Below are 21200 nucleotides of genomic sequence, written 5' to 3'. Positions count from 1 at the left end.
CACCCGTCGATTTCCGGACGGTGACGCCTTGTTTCGGACGTGTGAAGAGAACCTCACCGCCGGCAGGAACGGCCACCGGCGGCACGGACCGGTCAGCGCAGCGCGTACTCGAGGGCGTTGCGCTCGTAGTCGAGCAGCCGCAGGTCCCGCATCGGCCGGCGCAGGTGCCCCTTGTGCACGATCCGGACGAAGGCCGGCTCACCGGCGGCGGCCATCCGGCGGATGCCCTCGACGTGGTCCACGATCCGCTTGCGGATGGTCCGGATCAGCCGGTGCCGGTCCCGCGGGATCAGCCCGTACGCGTCCGCGAAGAGGCGCAGCCGGCGCGGCCGGTCGGGGTGCTTCCAGCCGAGCGTGATCGAGTCCCGGTCGGAGAAGATCGGCACCCACGTCCAGGCCGCGTACGCCACGTCGTAGATCCGGGCACCGGGCGAGGCGAGGTCGAAGTCGATCAGCCCGAGGGTGCCGTCGGGCCGCCAGATGACGTTGTGCGGGGCGGCGTCGTGGTGGCAGATCACCTCGGTGTCCGGCGGCGGCGGGCCGAACGAGCGCCACACCGCCCCCGGCGGCGGCACGAAGCCGTACTGGGCGTCGTGGAACATCCGCAGCATCGTGGCCACGGTCACCAGGGCCTCGTCGGTGACCCAGTGCGGGGCCAGCGGGTATTCCCCGCACTCCCCCTCCAGGTACGACAGGACCTCCCGGTTGCGCTCGTCCATGCCGAGCGCGCGGGGGGCGCCGGTGAACCCGACGTACTCCAGGTGGCGCAGCAGGGCGTGCACCGAGGGCGTCCACGGCCCGGCGTTGCGCCGGACCGTGTCGCCGACCCGCACCACGGTGCTGACGTTCCCGCCGTGCAGCGGGATCTCCTGCGAAGTCACGTACGGTCTCCCGAGGCGCTGCGACGGGTGGCTGGGGTCGCGCCATCCGGCGTAGGCACGATCGTTGCTCGTCACTGCGAGGTTACGCGTCCCGGGCGAGCGGCTCGGTACCGAGCAGCGCGTCGACGAACTGCGCGGGGTCGAACGGGGCGAGGTCGTCCTTACCCTCGCCGAGCCCGACCAGCTTCACCGGGATGCCCAGCTTGCGCTGCACGGCGATCACGATGCCGCCCTTGGCGGTGCCGTCGAGCTTGGTGAGCACCACGCCGGTCACGTTGACCACCTCGGTGAAGACCCGGGCCTGCTCCAGCCCGTTCTGCCCGGTGGTGGCATCCAGGATCAGGATCGTCTCGTCGATCGGGCCGTGCTTCTCCACCACCCGCTTGACCTTGCCCAGCTCGTCCATCAGGCCGACCTTGTTCTGCAGCCGGCCGGCCGTGTCGATCAGCACCGTGTCCACGCCGGTCTCGATGCCGCGCTTGACCGCGTCGAAGGCGACGCTGGCCGGGTCGGCCCCCTCCGGACCACGCACGGTCTCGGCCCCGACGCGACCGGCCCAGGTCTCCAGCTGGTCGGCGGCGGCGGCGCGGAAGGTGTCGGCCGCGCCGAGGATCACGCTCCGGCCGTCGGCCACCAGCACCCGGGCGATCTTGCCGCAGGTGGTGGTCTTGCCGGCGCCGTTGACGCCGACCACCAGCAGCACGGCCGGCACGCCGTCCTTGGGCGCGGTGTGCAGCGAGCGGTCCAGCGTCGGGTCGAGGGCGTTGACCAGCTCGGCGGCGAGCAGGGCGCGCAGCTCGGTGCCGGACCGGGTGCCGAGCACCCGGGTGCGCTCGCGCAGCCGGTCGACGATCTCCCGGGTGGCGTCGATGCCGACGTCGGCGGTGATCAGGCTGTCCTCGATCTCCTCCCAGGTGTCCTCGTCCAGGTGGTCGCGGCTGAGCAGGCCGAGCAGGCTCTTGCCGAAGACGTTCTGCGAGCGGGACAGCCGGGAGCGCAGCCGGACCAGCCGCCCCGCGGTCGGCTCGGGCACCTCCAGCACCGGGGCCGGGGCCTCCACGACCGGCGGTTCCACCAGGATCCCGGTGGACAGTTCGGCCTCCGGCGCCGCCACCGGCGGGCCGGCGAGACCCTCCTCGGCCCGGGTCTCGACCTCCGTCTCGGGCAGCGGCGGCTCCGGGCGCCGGCGCAGCCGCGGCACGACCAGCCCGATGCCGCCAAGGATCAGCACGCCGAGCAGGGCGAGTGCGATGAGGAGGTATTCGCTCATGCCGGAATCCTGTCAGATGCCGGCGAAGCTGTCCCAGCCACCGCTCCCGGCGGGCCCGTCCGGGAGCCGGCGGTAGGCTCGGTCACAGCCAGCAGTGGTGCGACCGCCGGCCGGGTAGTAGAAGTGAGGTCCGCTTACCTGGAGGTCGACCATGCCCGCGGCACACCTGCTCATCGGCCCGTTGCTGCGGCGGGTGGTCGGCACGCGGGCCACCGTCTGGGTCGAGACCAGCGCGCCCGCCGTCGTCACCGTCCGCACGGCCGGCGGCGCCCACGGCACCGCGCCCACCTTCTCCGCGTGCGACCACCACTACGCGCTCGTCGTGGTGGAGGGGCTCACGCCCGACAGCACCGCCAGCTACGAGGTGCTGATCGACGACGAGGTGGCCTGGCCGGCGCCGGGGAGCGGGTTCCCGCCCAGCGTCATCCGCACCCGGGCGGCCGACGACCTCGACCAGCCGGTCCGGTTGGTCTTCGGGTCGTGCCGGGAGACCACCCAGCACGCCACCACCCGCCGGCTGCCCCCGGACGCGCTCGACGCGTACGCCCGGCGGCTGATGGCCGGCCCCGACCCGGCCGGCCTGCCCGACCTGCTGGTGCTCCTCGGTGACCAGGTCTACGCGGACGTGACCTCCCCCACGGTGCGGCGGCTGCTGAAGCGACGCCGCCGGCGGCCCCGGGGCGCGCCCAGCGACCAGGTGGTCAGCTTCGACGAGTACACCAAGCTCTACCTGGAGTCCTGGCGCGACCCGGAGATCCGCTGGCTGCTCTCCACCGTGCCGAGCGTGATGATCTTCGACGACCACGAGATCATCGACGACTGGAACACCTCGGCCGCCTGGCGGGCGGACATGCGCGACCAGCCCTGGTGGACGGAGCGGATCACCAGCGGCCTCGCCTCCTACTGGGTCTACCAGCATCTGGGCAACCTCTCCCCCGACGAGATCGCCGCCGACCCGGTCTTCGCGAAGGTCAGCGCGGCGGAGGACGCCACCGGCGTGCTGCGCGAGTTCGGCCAGCGGGTCGACACCGAGGCCGACCTCGCCCACGACACCGAACGGTGGCGGGCCGTGCAGTACCAGTGGAGCTACGCGCTGGACCTGGGCCGGACCCGGCTGGTGATGCTGGACAACCGGTGTAGCCGGGTGCTGGAGCCCGGCCAGCGGGCGATGCTGCCCCCGGGCGAGTGGTCGTGGTTCCTCGACCAGGCCCACGGCGTCTACGACCACCTCGTGGTGGGCGCCTCGCTGCCCTGGCTGCTGCCGCCGGGCATCCACCACGTGGAGGCGTGGAACGAGAAGCTCGCCGACTCGCGGCGGCGCTGGGTCGGGCGCCTGTCGGAGAGGCTGCGCCGGGGGCTGGACCTGGAGCACTGGGCCGCGTTCCGCCGCTCGTTCGACGCGCTCGGCGCGCTGTTCGCCCGGATCGGCAGCGGCACTCCCGGCGAGCCCGGCGACCGGGTCGGGGCCGGGCCGGCGTACGCGCCGCCGGCGTCGATCAGCGTGCTCTCCGGTGACGTGCACCACTCGTACGTGGCGCGGGCCCGGTTCGACGACCGGAGCGTGGTCACCCCGGTACACCAGCTCACCTGCTCGCCCATCCACAACCAGGTGCCCGCCGGGATGCGCCCGCTGATGCGGCTGGGCTGGTCGTCCGGGCCAGCCGGAGCCACCCGGGCACTCGCCCGCTCGGCCGGGGTACGCCGCCCGCCGTTCCGCTGGAAGCGGCTGGCCGGCCCCTACTTCGGCAACGCGGTCGCCACGCTGGAGCACACCGGGCGGGCGGCCGAGGTGACCATCGAGGGCACCACCAGCGACGGCCACCTGCGCGAGGTGATGCGGCAGCGGCTGGCTCCACGCGCCTGACACCGTCCGCCGTACCCTGACCCCGTGGACGAGCACCTGCCGGAGGCGATGCAGGCCGTGGAGCACGAGCTGACCGCCCTGCTGCGCCGGGGGCGGGCCGTCTCCTCGGAACTCGCCCGGGAGGTGCACCCCGGCCTGGAGCCCGACGCGTACGGGCTGCTGCTGTGGCTGCGCCGGTGCGGCTCGGTCCGGCTCACCGACCTGGCCGCCCGGCTCGGCGTCGGCAAGGGGACGCTGAGCCGCCAGATCCACGGGCTGGAGGGCCTGGGCCTGGTCCGGCGCGACCCGGACCCGACCGACCGGCGTGCCGCGCGGCTCAGCCTGACCGAGGAGGGGCAGCGCCGGTTCGACGCCGCGCAGGGCGGCCGGCTCGAACGCTTCCGGCAGACCCTGGGCACCTGGTCGGCGGCGGACGTCGGGGACTTCGCCCGGCTGCTGCGCCGTTTCAACGAGGAGTACTTCTAGGCCGCCGGAATAGGGCTGCGCCCGGGCAGGTTGTTGCCTAGGGCAACCGGAGAGGACGGAGCTGGCATGAGCACGGACGCGCCGGAACGGGAGGAGTACGGCCCGCGCACCCGGCCCGGGCCCTACGAGCGCGGCACGGACGGGCCGAGGGTCGTGCTGGTCGGTGTGGACGGCACCCGCACCTCGGAGCGCGCCGGCTGGTACGCGGCCGGGCTGGCCCGGCGGCAGGGCGCCGCCCTGGTGGTGGTCCACGTCAGCCCCGCACCCGGGCTGACCACGCTCGTGCCGGGCCTGGACGCCGGGGAGGTGCAACGCTGCCACGACGAACTGACGGCGGAACTGCGCCGGGAGTGCCGGCGCGGCGCCGAGGAACTCGGCCTGCCGGTCACCTTCCTGCGCCGGCGCGGGGACGCGTACGCCGAACTGCGTGCGGCGGCCGACGAGTTCCGGGCCGACCTGGTGGTCGTCGGCTGCTCCGAGCAGGCCGGGCACCGGCTGGTCGGCTCGGTCGCCACCCGCCTCGTCCGGGCCGGCCGCTGGCCGGTCGTCGTGGTGCCCTGACACGTCGCGGCGCGGGGGCGCGCCCCGGAGCCCGGACACGTCCTGACGCAGGGACGGGTCGCGGCGGATATGCGGTCGCGGGTTGTCGGGCGGGCCGGCGAGGATGGCCGACATGACCTGGAGAGCACCGGAGATCACCCGGACCCCCGAGCCGTACGTCGGCGACGAACGCACCATCCTGGAAGGCTGGCTGGACTACCACCGGCAGACGCTGCTGCTCAAGTGCGCCGGGCTGACCGCCGAGCAGTTGCGGACGCCGAGCGTCGAGCCCTCCGGGCTGACCCTGCTCGGGCTGGTCCGGCACCTGGCCGAGGTGGAGGCCTGGTGGTTCCGGGAGAACTTCGCCGGCGAGCGCGTCGACTACCCCTACTTCACCCCCGACAACCCGGACGCCGACCACGACGTCAGCGCCGCCGACGCCGAGGCCGACCTCGCCACGTTCCACCGGGAGGTGGAGCTGGCCCGGGCCGCCGCGGCGGGCCGCTCGCTCGACGACACCTTCACGGAGGTCGGCCCGAAGCGCCGGACGTTCAACCTGCGCTGGGTCTACGTGCACATGATCGAGGAGTACGCCCGGCACAACGGCCACGCCGACCTGATCCGCGAACGCATCGACGGCGTCACCGGCGAGTGACCGCCCGGGGCGGCGCCGCGCCAAGCGCCCCGGCGCCGCCCACCGGCACCGGGGAGCCCCGCGCCGCCGGACCGGCAGCCCCGCGCCACGGCCGAGCGGACCAGCCAGGGCAGGCCTCAGTACGCCAGCGCCGCCCGCAGGTAGCGCAGTTCCTCGGGGCGGCCGGTCCAGCGGAGCGCCGACAGCCCTGCGGCCCGGGCGCCGCGCACCGACCAGTCCTCGTCGTCGACGAAGAGCACCCGGTCCGGCGGCGTGGCCACCGCCCGGCAGGCGGCCTGGAAGTACTCCTTGGCCGGCTTGTTCACCCCGAGCCGGTACGAGTTGACCACCGCGTCGAACTCGCCGACCAGGCCGAGCGCGGCCAGGTCGTCGTCGAGCAGGTCGGTGGCGTTGGTGGCGAGGCCGACCGGGAGGCCGCCGGCGCGTACCCCGCGGACGAAGTCGAGCACCTCGGTGTTTACCTCGCCCCGGTAGCGCTGCCACTGCTCGACCGCGGCCCGGGCGCGCTCCGGCCCGCCGGCCGGCCCGGTCAGCGCGTCGGCGACGCTGGTCATCCAGTCGGCGTGGCTGACCTGGCCGGTGAGCACCGGCTGGAGCCGCCCCCACTGCATGGCGATCTCGGTGAGTACGCCCTCGGACAGGCCGTACTCCCGCTCCACGCCGGCGGCCACCGCCGGGTCCCAGCGCCGCAGGACGCCGTCGAAGTCCACCAGGAGCGCCGTGGCGCGTTCCCGACCCACTACTCGTTCTCCTCGCCGCGGCCGCGCCGCTCGTCGTCGGTGTCGGCCCGGTTGAGCCGTTGGCTGATCACCTGGGTCACCCCGTTGCGCATGGTCACGCCGTACAGGGCGTCGGCGACCTCCATTGTCCGCTTCTGGTGCGTGATGACGATGAGCTGGCTCTTCTCCCGCAACTGGGCCAGCAGCGTGATCAGCCGGCCCAGGTTGACGTCGTCGAGCGCCGCCTCCACCTCGTCCATGATGTAGAACGGGCTGGGCCGGGCGCGGAAGATCGCCACCAGCATCGCCACCGCGGTCAGCGACCGCTCGCCGCCGGAGAGCAGCGACAACCGCTTGATCTTCTTACCCGGCGGGCGGGCCTCCACCTCGACGCCGGTGGTGAGCAGGTCCTCCGGGTCGGTGAGCACGAGCCGGCCCTCGCCGCCGGGGAAGAGCACGGTGAAGACCTGCTGGAACTCCCGGGCCGTGTCCTCGAACGCGCTGGCGAAGACCTCCAGGATCCGGTCGTCGACGTCCTTGACCACGGTGAGCAGGTCGCGGCGGGTGGCCTTGAGGTCCTCCAGCTGCTCGGAGAGGAACTTGTAGCGCTCCTCCAGCGCGGCGAACTCCTCCAGCGCGAGCGGGTTGACCTTGCCGAGCAGGGTCAGTTCCCGTTCCGCCTTGGCGGCCCGCTTCTCCTGCACCGGACGCTCGTAGCGCACCGGCTCGGGCACCGGCAGGCCGTCCCGCTCGGCCGCCGCCACGTCGGCCTGGGTGGGCGGGACGGGCTGGTGCGGGCCGTACTCGGCGACCAGGGTCTCCACGTCCAGCCCGAAGTCCTCCGCGGCCTTCGCCTCCAGCTGCTCAATGCGCAGCCGCTGCTCGGCGCGGGCCACCTCGTCCCGGTGCACCTGGCTGGTCAGCCGCTCCAGCTCCGCGCCGAGCCGCTTGGCCGCGCCGCGTACCTCCTGCAGCTCGGCCTCGCGGGAGGCGCGCTCGCGCGCCACGGCGTCGCGGTGCTCCTCCGCCGCGGCGATGGAGGTGGTCAGCCGGGTGAGGGCCTCGCGGGCGCCGCCTGCCACAGCCCGGGCGATCCCCGCGCCACGGGTCCGCGCCGCCCGCCGCGCCGCCGCGCGTTCCCGCGCGGCCCGCTCGGCGGTGGCCTGCCGGCGCAGCGAGTCGGCGCGACCGGCGATCGAGGAGACCCGCTCCTCGGCCGTACGCACCGCCAGCCGGACCTCCATCTCGTTCTGTCGCGCCTGCGGCACCATCGCGGCGAGCTGGTCGCGTTCCTCGGTGGAGGGTTCCGCGTCGACCGGGGTCTCCTCGGCCAGCCGCAGCCGTTCCTCCAGCTCGGCCAGGGTGAGCAGGTCCCGTTCCCGGGCCGCCTCGGCGCGGGCCCGGGACTCGCCGAGCCGGTCGGTCTCGGCCTTCGCGGAGCGGGCGGCCGCGCCCAGCTCGGCCAGCCGCCGGGCGGCGGCGTTGCGGTGGCTCTCCGCCTCCCGCTTGGCGGCGGCGGCGTGCTGCACGGTCTCCTTCGCGGCGGCCACCTCGGCGCGGGCGTCGACGAGCTGTTCGCGCAGCTCCGCGCCGGTCCGCTCGGCCGCGAGCCGGTTCGACCGGGCCTCCTCGACCGCCGCCTGCACCTCGATGAAGCTGGGCGCCTTGGCCGACCCGCCGGCCGCCGCGTACGCGCCCACCACGTCGCCGTCCGGGGTGACCGCGCGCAACTCGGGATTGCCGGCGACCACCTCGGCCGCGGCGGCGAGGTCGTCGACCAGCACCACGTCGCGCAGCGCCCGGTGCACCGCCGGTCGAAGCTGCGGGGAGCACTCCACCAGGTCGGGCGCCCAGCGGGCGCCGTCGGGCAGCTTCGGCCGCAGCGCGTCGGGGTGGGCGTCCATGCCCGGGCCGGCGGGGCTGCCGACCAGCAGGCCGGCCCGGCCGGCGTCGGAGATCTTCAGCAGCCGCATCGCCTCGACGGCCTCGTCGACGCCGCTGACCGCGACCGCGTCGGCGAGCCCGCCGAGCGCGGCGGCGAGCGCGGCCTCCTGCCCGGGGGCGACGGTGAGCAGCCCGGCCAGGCTGCCCAGCAGGCCCGGGACCTCGTCGGCGCGGGCCAGCAGGGCCCCCGCCCCGTCCTTGCGGCGCAGGCCCAGGGCGAGCGCCTCCTCCCGGGCCTTCCAGGTGGCGGCGTCCTTCTCCGCCGACCGCTCGGCGTCGGTCAGCGACCGCACGGTGGCCTGCGCCCGCTCCAGGGCGGCAGCCGCCTCGGCGTGCCGGGCGTCGAGGTCGGCGTTGTCCCGGTCCGCCTCGGTGGACTGCTCCGCCACCGCGTCGTGCTCGGCCTGCGCCTGCTCTGCGCGGGCCAGCGCGTCGGCGTGCGCGGCGGCGAGCCGTTCGATCTCCTCGCCCGCGCTGGTGGTGCGGGCCCGGGCGGAGTTGACCTGACCGGTCAGCCGGGCCAGGCCCTCCCGCCGGTCGGCGATCGCCTTCGCGGCGGCGACCAGCTCGCGCTCGGCCGCGGCGAGCTGCCGTTCCAGCTCCTGGCGGTGCTCCACCGCCTCGGCGAGCCGGATCTGGTCGTCGGTGAGCGCGGCGCGCAGCTCCTCCTCCTGCTCGCGGACCCGCTCGGCCTCGGCCTCCAACTGGTCCGGGTCGCGGCCGGGGCGCTCGTCGTCCGGGGTGGCGCTGAGGTGCCGCAGCCGCTCCCGGGCGAGCTGCTCGATCGAGCGGAACCGCTCGGAGAGCGCGGAGAGCTTGTACCAGGTGTCCTGCGCGGCGGCCAGCAGCGGCGCGTCCTCGGCGAGGGCCGCCTCCAGCTCGGCCAGCCGCGCCTGCACCTCGGTGTGCTCGGCCTCGACCTGCTCGCGCCGCTCACGCACCGCCGTCTCGTCGGCGATCTCCCGGTCCAGGGTGGCGCGCAGGGTGGCCAGGTCGTCGGCGAGCAGCCGCAACCGGGCGTCGCGCAGGTTCGCCTGGATCGCGGCGGCGCGCCGGGCCACCTCGGCCTGCCGACCCAGCGGCTTGAGCTGGCGGCGCAGCTCGGCGGTGAGGTCGGTGAGCCGGTTGAGGTTGGTCTGCATGGCGTCGAGCTTCCGCAGCGCCTTCTCCTTGCGCTTGCGGTGCTTGAGGACGCCGGCCGCCTCCTCGATGAACGCCCGCCGGTCCTCCGGCTTGGCGTGCAGCATGCCGTCGAGCCGGCCCTGCCCGACGATGATGTGCATCTCCCGGCCGATGCCGGAATCCGACAGCAGCTCCTGGATGTCGAGCAGCCGGCAGGAGTCGCCGTTGATCTCGTACTCGCTCTCGCCGGAGCGGAACATCCGGCGGGTGATCGACACCTCGGTGTACTCGATCGGCAGCGCGCCGTCGGTGTTGTCGATCGTCAGGGTCACCTCGGCCCGGCCCAGCGGGGCCCGGCCGGCGGTGCCGGCGAAGATGACGTCCTCCATCTTGCCGCCGCGCAGCGCCTTGGCGCCCTGCTCGCCGAGCACCCAGGCGATGGCGTCGACGACGTTGGACTTGCCGGAGCCGTTCGGGCCGACCACGCAGGTGATCCCGGGCTCCAGCTTCAGCGTCGTCGCGGAGGCGAAGGACTTGAAGCCCTTCACCGTCAGGCTCTTGAGATACACCTTCTCGATCCTCGTCCGGTGGCCGCCGTACCGTCGCCGGCTGCGCGGACCTGGGTGAACCCGCAGACTAACCCGGGACCGACGGCCGCCCGGCACGCGACCCGCCTGCCGGGGCGCCCGGCCGCGCCGCGCGGCGGGCCCACCGGGGTACGCCGGGCGACGTCGGGAGGACCATTTCCGCCGGTCCCCGACAGATCCGCACAAGATCGCGAATTGGTGCCGGCGAAAAGGGACGCGGACAGAACTGCGCGCCGGCACGGAAGTGTCGGCGCGCTTTTTGCGTGGTGCGATTCAGTTTTTCGATCCCGGAGCTCAGGTCAGCGCGGGCTCGGCCAGACGGAGCAGATCGTCCGCCTCCGCCGCAGCCGCCGCGAGCCGATCGTTCTCGGCACGCAACCGCGTGATCTCGAACTCCAGTGCCCGAACCGTGGCACGCAGTCGGGTGACCTCGTCGAGCAGACGCCGATCGGGCGCCGCACCTACGTGGCCGTACAGGGCCTTCGCCATGATGACTCCTTGATATGCGCTGCCGGAAAGGCCGGCCAACGCGCGCCCAATGTGTACGCGGCTGTCATTCCAGGCGATTCTGGGCATGACCGGGCGCGACTGGCGACACCTATATATTGAGCCGATACCCCCTCCTTCGTCAAGTTCTCGCAGGCCGTAGATCATTTCCACGTCGACCTGTCCACTTGTCGGGGGGCTGCCACAAGGCGCGGACACTCTCTGTCCGGACACCTTGACTCTACGCCCCGGATCCCGGGAAGTCCCTACCCGGCCGTCCGACTTCCCCTTAACTCTTCCTTAGCCACGTTGCCGCTGCTCAAGCCCCCCACGTAGCGTCACTCCGCCCGCACCCGACCCCTTGGAGGCAGAGGCGTGTACCGCTGGACCGACCCGAACGACCCGGACGGCGCCACCCGGCACCCCGAGCAGCCGCGCAGCGAGGAGCCGGCCTGGCTGACCGACCGTCCGGAGCCGAGGTCGGCCTACCTGTTCGGGGACGACCCGGACCGACCCGCCGACGAGTGGCACCGCGACCAGCCGACCGCCCGCTCGCAGGCCGAGCCCGCCGAGCCCGCCGCACACCGGCATGCCGAGCCCGCCGCGCACTGGCAGGCTGGCCCCGCCGACGCCGCCGAGCCCACCGAGCGCTGGCGGGCCGAACCCACCGAGCGCTGGCAGGACGAGCCCACCGCGACCTGGCCGGCCGGTCCCGCCGCGCCGGCCGTCACCTGGCAGGCCGAGCCGGGCGTCCGCTGGCACGCCGACGCCGACCTGCGGGACGGCGGGCCGTACGGGACGGACGCGCCCCCGGCCGACGAGCGGGCGACCGGCGGCTGGCCGGTCGACGCCCCGACCGCCCCGATCGACCTCGGGACGCACCAGTACACCGACGCGGGGACGACACCCGCCGAGGGCCGGCACCGCCGCCACCGCCGCTTCCCCCGCCCCGTGCTGATCGGTGGCGCCGCCGCAGCCGCCACGCTGGTGGTGAGCCTCGGCGTCGGCGCGGTCGCGCTGGGCGGCGACGGCCCGGAGACCGACCCGACCGCCGTCGACGACACGATCGCCGCCGCCCCGGCGTTGCCGGGGACGCCCGGCGACGCGCTGACCGCCTCCGCCCCGAGCACCGCGCCGACCACCGCCAAGCCCGCCCCGTCGCCCACGAAGGCCACCAGGCCCACGCCGGTGCCCTCGCGCTCCACCGCGCCCTCGCGGCGCACCGAGCGGAGCAGCGCACCGTCCGGCGGCGGCACGAAGGCCCCCGTGAGCAGCGGGGTCAGCGCCCAGGCCCGCGAGGTGGTGAACCTGGTCAACGCCGAGCGCGCCAAGGCCGGCTGCGGGGCGCTGAGCGTCGACGACAAGCTGATGACCGCCGCCCAGCGGCACAGCCAGGACCAGGCGGACCACCGGAACATGTCGCACACCGGCAGCGACGGCAGCGACGCCGGAGACCGGCTGGACCGGGTCGGCTACGCCTGGCGCACGTACGGCGAGAACGTCGCCTGGAACCAGAAGACGCCGGCCGCGGTGATGGACGCCTGGATGAACAGCTCCGGTCACCGGGCCAACATCCTGAACTGCGCCTTCACCGAGATCGGCGTCGGCGTGGCGAGCAGCAACGGGCCGTACTGGACGCAGGTCTTCGCCGCGCCGCGCTGAACGCGAGTCGTGGCCGGGTCCGCGCTCGTTTGACCGGGTGAGGTACGCCGGACCGGCGTACCCGCTCCGGGCGGCACTCCCGCCGCCCCGGGACCCGGGAGCTTGCCGATGCGGATCCGGCCGCGTACGCGCGCCGTCGGGCGGGGCCCGCGCCGCGTCCTGTCCGCCTGCGTCGTCCTCGCGCTGCTGGCCACGGTCGGCGGTTGCCGGGTCGCGCTCACCCCGCCCGGCGCCCCGACCACCTGGCCGGCGGAGTCGGCCGGCCGGTGGCGGTGGCAGTGGCAGCTCAGCGGCGTGCTCGACCCGACCGTCGACGCCGACGTCTTCCTGCTCGACCCGGTCGCCACCACCGCCGCGCAGACCGCCGAGCTGCGGTCCCGCGACCGCCGGCTGGTCTGCCAGGTGCACGTCGGCTCGGTCCTGCCCACGGATCCGGACGCGAGCCGCTTCCCGGCCGCCGTGTGGGGCGCCGCGGCCCGTCGCCCGCAGAGCCGCTGGCTCGACGTACGGCAGTGGGACGCGCTGCGGCCGGTGCTGGCGGACCGGCTCCGGCTCTGCCGGGGCAAGGGCTTCGGCGCGGTCGCGCTCGCCGACGCCGACGGGTACGCCCACCGCGCCGGCTTCCCGCTCGGCTTCGACGACCAGTTGCTGTTCAACCGCCGGCTGGCCGAGCTGGCCCGGTCCCTGGACCTCTCCCCCGGCCTGGTCAACGACGTGCCCCAGGTGGCCGCCCTGGCGCCGGACTTCGACTTCGCCGTCAACGAGGAATGCGTGCGGCTGGGCCTGTGCGCCAAGCTGTTGCCGTTCGTCGAGGCGGGCAAGCCGGTGTTCCACGCCGAGTACACCGGCTCGACCACGGACTTCTGCGTCACCACGGTGGGCTACGGCTTCTCCTCGATCCGCAAGGACCGGGAGTTGGGCGCCTGGCGGGCCTCCTGCCCGGTGTTCTGACGCCGACGGTCACGCACCCGGGCCATGCCGGCCGCCCCGCACACACCACGTGCCGGGCAGGCCGCCCCGCATGGCGGCCGGCCCGACGGCAGGACCCACCGCGCGTACCGACGGACAGACGGCAGGGGCCGGACCGCGGGTGCGGTCCGGCCCCTGCCGTGGCGTGGGTCAGCGGGCGCCGACCAGCTCCGGGGTCGGGGCCGGCGGGTCCGTGGGGGCCTTCGCGGGGCGCCCCCGCAGGAACTTCGGGGCCCACCAGTTCGCGTCGCCCAGCATGGTCATCAGCGCCGGCAGCACCACCGCGCGGATGATCGTGGCGTCCAGCAGGATCGCCGCCGCCAGGCCGATGCCGAGCTGCTTCATGTCGATCGTGCTCAGCGTGGCGAAGATCGAGAAGACCCCGACCATCACGATCGCCGCGCTGGTCACCACGCCGGCCGACGAGGTGATGCCGTAGGCCACCGCGTCCCGGTTCGACATGCCGGCCCGGACGCCCTCGCGGATCCGGCTGACCACGAAGACGTGGTAGTCCATCGAGAGCCCGAACAGCACCACGAAGAGGAACAGCGGCAGCCAGGTGACGATCGCGCCCATCGAGGTGAAGCCGAGCAGACCCTCGGCCCAGTCGCCCTGGAAGACCAGCACCAGCAGCCCGTACGCGGCGCCGGCGGAGAGCAGGTTGAGCAGGATCGAGCTGAGCGCGATCACCACCGAGCGGAACGTCAGCACCATCACCACGAAGGTCAACACCAGCACGAAGCCGATGACGACCGGCAGCTTGTCGCGGATGTGCTGCGAGTAGTCCTCGCTGTCGGCGATGTCCCCGCCGACCGCGTACTCCACGCCGGGCACCGCGCCGAGCGCGGCCGGGACGAGGTCGTCGCGCAGCCGCTCCAGGGATCGGGCCGCCTCGTCGGTGCGGCTGGCGTGCGGGGTGGCCACCTCCAGCACCGACACCCGCCGGTCCGCCGACACCTCGATCTTCGGGCCGTCCGCCTCGGTCGGCGCGAAGAGCGGGTCGGCCGACGCCGCGCCGGCCAGCGCGGTCAGGGCCGCCGCGACCCGGTCCGCCTCGGCCGCCGGCGCCCGCACCGCGACCGTGTGGCTGGTGCCGTTGCTCGGGAACGCCGCGGTGAGCCGGTCGTACGCCTGCATGGCCGGCGTGCTGCGCGGCAGGTCCTCCATGCCGGGGAACTTCATCTTCATGCCCAGCGCGGGCGTGGCCAGGGCGAGCAGCAGCCCGACCGAGATCACCAGGGTGGCCACCGGCGCCCGCAGCGCGGGCTTCAGCACGGCCGGCCAGAACCGCGGCTTCACCTCGCCGTGCCGCCCGGTACGCGGGGCGGTGAGCCGCCACAGCAGCGGCACCCGGGGCCGGTCGACCCAACGGCCGAGCTTGGCCAGCAGGGCCGGCAGCACGGTCAGCGAGCCGATCACCGCGACCGCGACCACCAGCATCGAGCCCACCGCGAGGGAGGAGAAGATGGCGTCGTTGGCGAGCAGCAGCCCGCCCATCGAGATCATCACGGCGAAGCCGGAGACCACGACGGCGTGGCCGGAGGTCTCCGCGGCGATCTCCACCGCGTCGAGGCCGGAGCGCCCCTTGGCCCGCTCCTCCCGCTCGCGCCGCACGTAGAACAGCGAGTAGTCGACCCCGACCGCCATGCCGATCAGCAGGATGACGCTGGCCGTCGTGTCGGTGGCCGGCACCAGGTGCGAGGCGAGGGTGGAGAGCCCCATCGCCGCGGCGACCGAGGAGAGCGCCAGCAGCACCGGCACGCCGGCGGCGATCAGCGCCCCGAACGCGATGATCAGGATGGCCAGGGTCACCGGCAGGCTCAGCAGTTCGGCCCGCTTGAAGTCCTCGCCCAGCGTGTCGTTCAGCGCCTTGCTGATCGACGGGCCGCCGACCTGCTCGACGCGCAGCTGCGGGTGCCCCTCCTGTACCCGGGCGGTGGCGTCCCGCAGCGGCTGCACCCGGTCGGACGCGGTCTCCGCGTCACCCGACATCGTGATCGGCACCAGCAGCGCGGAGCCGTCCCGCGCCGTCACCGGCTCCCCCACCGAGGCGACTCCGGTCACCGAGCGCAGTTCGGTCGCCGCGTCGGCGGCGGCGGCCTTCGCGGCGACGGGGTCCAGCGTGCCGCCGCGCGCCGTGATCAGGACGTTCTCCACCGCCGGGTCGGCGAAGTCGCCGGCGTCCACGATCAGCCCCGCCCGGCCCGACTCGCCGACGGCCTGGTCTGCGCCGGTCGCCTCCTTGAGCCCCGCGGCGTTCCCGCCGACGAAGCACACCGCCACGAACACGACCCACAGCGCGATGGCCCGCCACGGATGCTCCGCGCTCCACCGCGCCAGCCGCACCGTCACCGGTCTTGCCCCCATTCCGGGTCCCCCTGTCACGTCAACCCCCTGTCAACGGGGTCGACGCTATGGACGGAAGGGGCCCGGGACATCAGGGAATGGCCCCGGCCCTTCCCCGGAACCTGTACGCGGCCTGAACGGCGGTCCGGCCGGGCGAGCCGGGCCGAAACCGGCGCGTCGGGAGGGCGATCCCCGACCGGCCGGGGCCGACGCGCCGACGGCGACCCGGAAAACGCCTCGGGGTCATCCCCGAAGGGCCCCCCGGGGGCGGGGCTGACAGCGCGGGCAACTGTACGACGAACGGTTCATGAACGCCTCCCGACGCACGGGCGCGCCGCAGCGGTGGCACGGCAGGCCCTCCCGGCCGTAGACGTTCAGCGACCGGTCGAAGTAGCCGCTCTCCCCGTTGACGTTGACGTAGAGGGCGTCGAAGCTGGTGCCGCCGGACTTGATCGCCTCGGCCAGGACGTCCCGGACGTGGCCCAGCAGCCGCAGCGCGGCCGGGCCGGTCAACACGTCGGTGGGGCGGGCGCCGTGCAGCCTCGCCCGCCACAGCGCCTCGTCGGCGTAGATGTTGCCCACCCCGGAGACCAGCGTCTGGTCCAGCAGGGCGCGCTTGACCTCCGTACGCCGGCGACGCAGCGCGGCGGCGAACGCCGCGTCGGAGAACTCCGGGTCCATCGGGTCGCGGGCGATGTGCGCGATCTCCGCCGGCAGTTCCGCGCCGCCCGCGGAGACCGACAGCCCGCCGAACGTGCGCTGGTCGACGAAGCGCAGCTCCGGCCCGTCGTCGGCGAAGCGGAACCGGACGCGCAGGTGCGTCTCGTCGGGTGCGTCGGCCGGCTGCACCAGCAGCTGGCCCGACATTCCCAGGTGCCCGACGACGGCGTCCCCGCTGTCCAGCGGCAGCCACAGGTACTTGCCCCGCCGGCGCACGTCGCGCACCGTCTGGCCGGCCAGCACGTCGGCGAAGTGCCCGCCGCCGGGCGCGTGCCGGCGCACCGCGCGGGGGTGGTGCACCTCGACGGAGGCGATCCGCCGGCCGGTGACCCACCGGGCCAGCCCCTGCCGGACCGTCTCGACCTCCGGCAGCTCAGGCACGGCCCAGGCCCGCCTCGACCTCGGCGCCCGCCCCGCCGGCCGCCTCGGCCCGCTCCCGCTCGGCTTGCTCCCGCTCGGCCCGCTCCTGCTCGGCCTGCTCCCGCTCGGCCTGCTCGGTGAGCGTCCGCCAGGCCGCCTCGGCGGCCCGCTGCTCGGCCTCCTTCTTGCTCCGCCCGTCGGCCCCGCCGTAGCGGTTGCCGGCGACCACCACCCAGGCGGTGAAGGTCTTGAGGTGGTCCGGCCCGGTGCCCTCGATGCGGTACTCGGGCACACCGAGCCCCAGCGCCGCGGTCAGCTCCTGGAGGCTGGTCTTCCAGTCCAGGGCGGCGCCCCGCCCGGCCGACTCGGCCATCAGCGGGTCGAACAGCCGGTGGATGACGATCGCCGCGGTGTCCAGCCCGTACTGGAGGTAGATCGCGCCGAGCAGCGCCTCCAGGGTGTCGGCGAGGATGCTCGCCTTGTCCCGGCCGCCGGTGGTCTCCTCCCCCTTGCCGAGCAGCAGGTAGGCGCCGAGCCCGTCCGGGCCCAGGCCGCGCGCCACGTCGGCGAGGGCGCGCATGTTGACCACGCTGGCCCGCAGCTTGGCCAACTGCCCCTCGGGCAGGTCGGGGTGATTGTGGAAGAGCGCGGTGGTGATCACCACGCCGAGCACCGAGTCGCCGAGGAACTCCAGCCGCTCGTTGGTGGGCAGGCCGCCGTTCTCGTACGCGTACGAGCGGTGGGTCAGCGCGCGCTCCAGCAGCTCCGGATCCAGGCTGACGCCGAACGCGGCTTCCAGGTGACCGACGGACGCCCGCCGCCGCTTGTCGTTGCTCATGATGTGGGTACCTCGGTGTCGGTGGTGCGGTCGGTGCATTCCTCGTGGTCGCCCGCCTCGGCGCCGTCGAGCAGCGCGCGGACCTGGTCGGCGGCGCGCCGCCGCCAGAGATGGGCGGCCAGGGCGATGCCGGAGGCGACGTCCCCGGGACGGGCCGCGCCGTGGCAGACGACCACCGTGCCGGCCACCCCGAGCAGGGCGGCTGCCCGGGGGGCGCCACCGCCGGGCGGGGGCCCGCCGGCCATCGCGTACGCGCCCTCGATCGCCTTGAGCAGCACGTTACCGGTGAAGCCGTCGGTCACCACCACATCCGCGCGCGCGCCGAGGGAGACGTCGTACCCCTCGACGAGGCCGACGTAGCGACCATCGCAGGGCAGCGACGCGGCGGCGAGGACGGGATCGGCGAGCCTGCGGGCACGGTCACCCTTGCCGGCCTCCGTGCCGACCGAGAGCAGCCCGACGCGCGGGGTCGGCACGGCGTGCGCCACCGCGGCGTAGGCCGCGCCGAGGACGGCGTGCCGGGCGAGGGTGGCCGGGCGCGGCTCGAGCGAGCCGCCGACGTCGAGCAGGACCACCGGGCCCGCGACGGCCGGCAGGGTGGCGACCAGCGCGGGACGGCGTACGTCCGGCCAGCGGCCGAGACCGAGGGCGACGGCGGTGACGGTGGCGCCGGTCGAGCCGGCGGAGACGAGGGCGTCCGCGGCGCCGTCGCGGACGGCGTGCACGGCGGCGCGGACGGTGCTGTCGGAGCGGGCGGCCACGGGATGGTCGGCCATGCTCACGGCGGTGCGGACCGGCCGGACGGCGACCCGCGCGCGCTGCGCCGGGTCGAGGGCGCGGACCACCTCGTCGGCGGCCTCGGCCGGGCCGACGAGCAGCAGGTGCAGGTCGGGATCGGCGCGCACGGCCCGCAGAGCGCCGTCAACCACGACGTCGGGAGCGTCGTCCCCGCCGAGGAGGTCAACGGCGATCCGCGCGGTGCCCGGCTCCGCCGCGACGCCGGCCGGACCAGGCCGGCCGGCGTCGGTGGGAGCCGGGGCACCGGGCGTTCGCCAGGGTGCGCGCGCCGCCCGACCTGCGGTCGGGGGCGTCACTCGGCGTCCAGGTCAGACCTCGAGGACCTGGCGGCCGTTGTAGGTGCCGCAGACGGAGCAGGCGGCGTGCGGCAGCTTGGCGGACTTGCACTGCGGGCAGGCCACGGTCGCGACCACGGCAGCCTTCCAGTTCGCCCGGCGGGCGCGGGTGTTGCTGCGCGACATCTTGCGCTTGGGGACGGCCACGGTTCCTACTCCTCTTTACGGGTCAGTTGCGACAGGCCCGCCCATCGCGGGTCGATCTGCTGGTGACTGTGGTCGGCCGGCAGATCGTCCCAGTGCACCCCGCAGTCGGGGCACAAGCCTGGGCAGTCCTCCCGGCAGAGCGGGTTGGTCGGCAGCGCGAGCACCACCGCGTCCCGCAGCGCCGGCTCCAGGTCGATCAGGTCTCCCTGCATCCGGCCCACCTCGTCCTCGTCGGTCGTGGAGTCCGTGGTGCTGTTCTCGTACGCGTACAGCTCCTGGATCCGCACGGCCACCGAGTCGTTGATCTCGCGCAGGCAGCGGCCGCACTCGCCCCGCACGGGACCGGTGACGGTCCCCGAGACGAGCACGCCCTCGGACACCGACTCCAGCCTCAGGTCGAGGTCGAGGTCCGCGCCCTCCGGCACGCCGATCAACTCCACGCCGAGGTCCGCCGGTGCCGGTGCCACCCGCTCGACCGTACGCAACGCACCAGGCCGGCGCGGCAGCTCCCTCGTGTCGAGGACCAGCGGCGACCTGGGGTTGAGTGGCGAAGGCGTGTGTTTGGGCATAGTCAGACTCCGGCCGGTGAGAGGCCGACAAAAAAGGTTACCTGGGCGACCGCCCGACCGTCGAACCGGGGGCGGCGCCCGCCCCGTCTGTCGGCTGGTGAGGTGCCGTTCAGAAGGGTAGCGGGCGTTCCGCCTCGTCCCCAGCGAAGGTGCCGATCTCCCGCAGCGCGTGCATCTTGTCCCGGCCGCGCTCTATCGAGGCCAGCGCCCGGGTGAGGAACTGCTCGAAGTTGGCCAGCGCGGTGTCGACGTAGTCGTCGACCTCCTCGCGCAGGCGCTGCGCCTCGGCCCGCGCCTCGGCGATGATCCGGGCGCCCTCGTGCTCGGCGGAGACGGTGATCTCGTTCACCGAGACCAGGCGGGCGTGTTCCGCCTCACCCTCGCTGATGATCCGGTCGGCCTCCCGCTTGCCGGCCTCCATGATCTTGTCCCGCTCCTCCAGCAGCGCGACGGCCTTGCGCACCTCCACCGGGAGTTCGGCGCGCAACTCGTCGAGGGCCGCGATGAACTCGCCCCGGTCGACCATGCAGTTGTTGCGCGACATCGGGACGGAACGCGCCTGCTCCACCATGACGATCAGTTCGTCGATGCGATCGAGCGAGTCCACCGGTAGCTCACTCCTGTCGTTCGTCGGGCCGACCTACATGATGCGGGCTACGGCCGGGTTCCCGCTCCACACATCATGTCGCGCCACGGCCACACCGCGCCTCTCACCCCGCCCCGGCGCGTCGTGCCGCCCGTCCCGCCGACCCGGCGGAGCGGGCGGCGGGTGGTGGGCAGGAGCCGGCGGACGGTCGGGGCCGGCGCGCCCGACCGCCCGGTGGCGCGGCGGAGGTCAGTCGCGGGCCGGCGGCGCGAGGCGGGCCCGCAACTCCTCCCGGACCCGGTCGGGCACGTGGGCGGAGATGTCGCCGCCCCACTTCGCCACGTCCTTGACCAGGCTGGAGGAGAGGAACGAGTAGAGCGGGTTGGTCGGCATGAACAGCGTCTCGACGCCGGCCAGGCCGATGTTCATCTGCGCCATCTGCAGCTCGTAGTCGAAGTCGCTGACCGCCCGCAGGCCCTTGATCAGCACGCTCGCCTGCTGCGCCCGGCAGAAGTCGACCAGCAGGCCACGGAACGACTCGACCCGGACGTTGTCGTAGGAGGCGGTCACCTCGCGGAGCATGTCGATGCGCTCCTCGACGGTGAACAGGCCGCTCTTCGACTGGTTCACCAGCACGCCCACGATCACCTCGTCGAACAGGCGACTCGCCCGGCCGATGATGTCGAGGTGTCCGTTGGTGACCGGATCGAACGAGCCGGGACACACCGCACGTCTCATGATCGGCGACCGTACCAAAGGGTGGTCTCGCCGTACCGGCGGCTGCGCTCGCCGGTGACACCGTCCACCCACCCGACCGGCCCGGTGCGGCTGGACCGCTCCACCACGACCAGGGCGTCGGGGGCCAGCCAGCCGCCGTCGACCAGCGCGGCGAGCATCGCGGTGACCTCCGCGTCCGACAGCGCGTAGGGCGGGTCGGCGAAGACCACGTCGTACGGGTCGCCGTCCGGGCCGGCCGCCAGCACCGTGGCCACCTTGCCGGTGACCAGCCGGGCGGCCGGGGCGGCGCGCAGCGCCGCGACGTTCTCCCGGATCACCCGGGCCGCGCGCGGGTCGGACTCCACCAGCAGCACGTGCGCGGCGCCCCGGGAGAGCGCCTCCAGGCCGACCGCGCCGGACCCCGCGTAGAGATCGGCGAAGCGGGCGCCCGCCAGGTCCACCTCGGCCTGCACCGCGCTGAACAGCGCCTCGCGGACCCGGTCCGAGGTGGGCCGGGTGCCCGCCCCGGGCGGGGCGGCGATCCGGCGCCCGCCGAGCGTCCCGGCCACGATCCGGGTCACCGTCTCCTCCTGCTCATGCGCACGACGCTACGCGACGCG

20 protein-coding genes are annotated in these 21200 nt (G+C 74.4%); 6 read left to right on the top strand and 14 right to left on the bottom strand.

Annotation, left to right across the window (positions count from 1 at the left end; genetic code table 11):
• Nucleotides 1–92: 92 nt before the first annotated feature.
• A complete protein-coding gene (locus ACGF5C_RS00685; protein ID WP_357453396.1) occupies nt 93–956 on the bottom strand; it encodes an aminoglycoside phosphotransferase family protein in 864 nt (287 codons plus the stop codon).
• 7 nt (nt 957–963) lie between these two features.
• Nucleotides 964–2151 (bottom strand): signal recognition particle-docking protein FtsY, encoded by a 1188-nt coding sequence (gene ftsY / locus ACGF5C_RS00680; RefSeq protein WP_393295356.1) that lies wholly within the window; start codon nt 2149–2151, stop codon nt 964–966.
• Nucleotides 2152–2302: 151 nt separating this feature from the next.
• Here ftsY and ACGF5C_RS00675 point away from each other — a divergent pair, with 151 nt between their 5' ends.
• The 4 genes from ACGF5C_RS00675 to ACGF5C_RS00660 all read left to right on the top strand — a co-directional run bounded on the left by ACGF5C_RS00675 (nt 2303) and on the right by ACGF5C_RS00660 (nt 5675).
• Nucleotides 2303–4015, top strand: coding sequence for an alkaline phosphatase D family protein (locus tag ACGF5C_RS00675; protein WP_393295354.1), 1713 nt, complete (start codon nt 2303–2305; stop codon nt 4013–4015).
• Nucleotides 4016–4039: 24 nt separating this feature from the next.
• The gene (locus ACGF5C_RS00670) at nt 4040–4480 is read left to right on the top strand and encodes a MarR family winged helix-turn-helix transcriptional regulator (RefSeq protein ID WP_393295352.1); all 441 of its coding nucleotides are present in this window, start codon (nt 4040–4042) and stop codon (nt 4478–4480) included.
• 66 nt (nt 4481–4546) lie between these two features.
• A complete protein-coding gene (locus tag ACGF5C_RS00665; protein ID WP_393295350.1) occupies nt 4547–5041 on the top strand; it encodes a universal stress protein in 495 nt (164 codons plus the stop codon).
• Between the two features lie 112 nt (nt 5042–5153).
• The gene (locus ACGF5C_RS00660; RefSeq protein ID WP_393295347.1) at nt 5154–5675 is read left to right on the top strand and encodes a DinB family protein; all 522 of its coding nucleotides are present in this window, start codon (nt 5154–5156) and stop codon (nt 5673–5675) included.
• A 116-nt stretch (nt 5676–5791) separates the two neighbouring features.
• Here ACGF5C_RS00660 and ACGF5C_RS00655 read toward each other — a convergent pair whose 3' ends face one another.
• The 3 genes from ACGF5C_RS00655 to ACGF5C_RS00645 all read right to left on the bottom strand — a co-directional run bounded on the left by ACGF5C_RS00655 (nt 5792) and on the right by ACGF5C_RS00645 (nt 10536).
• Nucleotides 5792–6415 carry an HAD family hydrolase gene (locus tag ACGF5C_RS00655; protein ID WP_393295344.1) on the bottom strand — a complete coding sequence of 208 codons (624 nt, stop codon included), beginning with the start codon at nt 6413–6415 and terminating at the stop codon, nt 5792–5794.
• The gene (smc, locus tag ACGF5C_RS00650) at nt 6415–10029 is read right to left on the bottom strand and encodes a chromosome segregation protein SMC (protein ID WP_393295341.1); all 3615 of its coding nucleotides are present in this window, start codon (nt 10027–10029) and stop codon (nt 6415–6417) included. The genes ACGF5C_RS00655 and smc overlap by 1 nt, the downstream gene beginning before the upstream one ends.
• Nucleotides 10030–10341: 312 nt before the next feature.
• On the bottom strand, nt 10342–10536 hold the full coding sequence (locus ACGF5C_RS00645) for a hypothetical protein (RefSeq protein WP_091096806.1): 195 nt from the start codon (nt 10534–10536) through the stop codon (nt 10342–10344).
• A 372-nt stretch (nt 10537–10908) separates the two neighbouring features.
• Here ACGF5C_RS00645 and ACGF5C_RS00640 point away from each other — a divergent pair, with 372 nt between their 5' ends.
• Nucleotides 10909–12195, top strand: a complete 1287-nt coding sequence (locus tag ACGF5C_RS00640; RefSeq protein WP_393295338.1) for a CAP domain-containing protein — start codon at nt 10909–10911, stop codon at nt 12193–12195.
• Between the two features lie 108 nt (nt 12196–12303).
• Nucleotides 12304–13146: an endo alpha-1,4 polygalactosaminidase gene (locus ACGF5C_RS00635; RefSeq protein WP_393295334.1), complete on the top strand. Its 843-nt coding sequence runs from the start codon at nt 12304–12306 to the stop codon at nt 13144–13146.
• Between the two features lie 168 nt (nt 13147–13314).
• On the opposite strand, the gene ACGF5C_RS00630 is transcribed toward ACGF5C_RS00635, so the two are convergent.
• The 9 genes from ACGF5C_RS00630 to rsmD all read right to left on the bottom strand — a co-directional run bounded on the left by ACGF5C_RS00630 (nt 13315) and on the right by rsmD (nt 21161).
• A complete protein-coding gene (locus ACGF5C_RS00630) occupies nt 13315–15531 on the bottom strand; it encodes an MMPL family transporter (RefSeq protein ID WP_393295331.1) in 2217 nt (738 codons plus the stop codon).
• Between the two features lie 222 nt (nt 15532–15753).
• Nucleotides 15754–16611, bottom strand: coding sequence for a bifunctional DNA-formamidopyrimidine glycosylase/DNA-(apurinic or apyrimidinic site) lyase (gene mutM, locus ACGF5C_RS00625; protein WP_393295328.1), 858 nt, complete (start codon nt 16609–16611; stop codon nt 15754–15756).
• Nucleotides 16604–17428, bottom strand: coding sequence for a ribonuclease III (gene rnc, locus ACGF5C_RS00620; protein ID WP_393295325.1), 825 nt, complete (start codon nt 17426–17428; stop codon nt 16604–16606). The genes mutM and rnc overlap by 8 nt, the downstream gene beginning before the upstream one ends.
• Entirely contained in the window at nt 17425–18399 is a 975-nt protein-coding gene (locus tag ACGF5C_RS00615; protein ID WP_393295919.1) for a phosphate acyltransferase PlsX, read from the bottom strand. Before ACGF5C_RS00615 ends, rnc begins: the two co-directional genes overlap by 4 nt.
• A 135-nt stretch (nt 18400–18534) precedes the next feature.
• Nucleotides 18535–18708 carry a 50S ribosomal protein L32 gene (rpmF, locus tag ACGF5C_RS00610; RefSeq protein WP_091096818.1) on the bottom strand — a complete coding sequence of 58 codons (174 nt, stop codon included), beginning with the start codon at nt 18706–18708 and terminating at the stop codon, nt 18535–18537.
• A 5-nt stretch (nt 18709–18713) separates the two neighbouring features.
• Nucleotides 18714–19277, bottom strand: coding sequence for a YceD family protein (locus ACGF5C_RS00605; RefSeq protein WP_363703035.1), 564 nt, complete (start codon nt 19275–19277; stop codon nt 18714–18716).
• A 109-nt stretch (nt 19278–19386) separates the two neighbouring features.
• Nucleotides 19387–19884: a hypothetical protein gene (locus ACGF5C_RS00600; protein WP_393295322.1), complete on the bottom strand. Its 498-nt coding sequence runs from the start codon at nt 19882–19884 to the stop codon at nt 19387–19389.
• Nucleotides 19885–20112: 228 nt separating this feature from the next.
• On the bottom strand, nt 20113–20601 hold the full coding sequence (gene coaD, locus ACGF5C_RS00595; RefSeq protein ID WP_350704816.1) for a pantetheine-phosphate adenylyltransferase: 489 nt from the start codon (nt 20599–20601) through the stop codon (nt 20113–20115).
• Nucleotides 20598–21161 (bottom strand): 16S rRNA (guanine(966)-N(2))-methyltransferase RsmD, encoded by a 564-nt coding sequence (gene rsmD / locus ACGF5C_RS00590; protein ID WP_393295319.1) that lies wholly within the window; start codon nt 21159–21161, stop codon nt 20598–20600. The genes coaD and rsmD overlap by 4 nt, the downstream gene beginning before the upstream one ends.
• Nucleotides 21162–21200: the final 39 nt, after the last annotated feature.

Origin of the sequence: Micromonospora sp. NPDC047620 (assembly GCF_043205005.1) — a bacterium.
GTDB lineage: Bacteria > Actinomycetota > Actinomycetes > Mycobacteriales > Micromonosporaceae > Micromonospora.
Note: the sequence above shows the minus strand (reverse complement) of the source record. Positions and strands in the feature narration are given on the sequence as shown.

Excerpts from the sequence above, each read along its gene's own strand:
- ACGF5C_RS00645 (WP_091096806.1), bottom strand. The coding sequence starts at position 10,536 with ATGGCGAAGGCCCTGTACGGCCACGTAGGTGCGGCGCCCGATCGGCGT.
- rnc (WP_393295325.1), bottom strand. The coding sequence starts at position 17,428 with ATGAGCAACGACAAGCGGCGGCGGGCGTCCGTCGGTCACCTGGAAGCC.
- ACGF5C_RS00605 (WP_363703035.1), bottom strand. The coding sequence starts at position 19,277 with ATGCCCAAACACACGCCTTCGCCACTCAACCCCAGGTCGCCGCTGGTC.
- coaD (WP_350704816.1), bottom strand. The coding sequence starts at position 20,601 with ATGAGACGTGCGGTGTGTCCCGGCTCGTTCGATCCGGTCACCAACGGA.
- ACGF5C_RS00630 (WP_393295331.1), bottom strand. The coding sequence starts at position 15,531 with ATGGGGGCAAGACCGGTGACGGTGCGGCTGGCGCGGTGGAGCGCGGAG.
- ACGF5C_RS00675 (WP_393295354.1), top strand. The coding sequence starts at position 2,303 with ATGCCCGCGGCACACCTGCTCATCGGCCCGTTGCTGCGGCGGGTGGTC.
- ACGF5C_RS00665 (WP_393295350.1), top strand. The coding sequence starts at position 4,547 with ATGAGCACGGACGCGCCGGAACGGGAGGAGTACGGCCCGCGCACCCGG.
- ftsY (WP_393295356.1), bottom strand. The coding sequence starts at position 2,151 with ATGAGCGAATACCTCCTCATCGCACTCGCCCTGCTCGGCGTGCTGATC.
- ACGF5C_RS00635 (WP_393295334.1), top strand. The coding sequence starts at position 12,304 with ATGCGGATCCGGCCGCGTACGCGCGCCGTCGGGCGGGGCCCGCGCCGC.
- ACGF5C_RS00660 (WP_393295347.1), top strand. The coding sequence starts at position 5,154 with ATGACCTGGAGAGCACCGGAGATCACCCGGACCCCCGAGCCGTACGTC.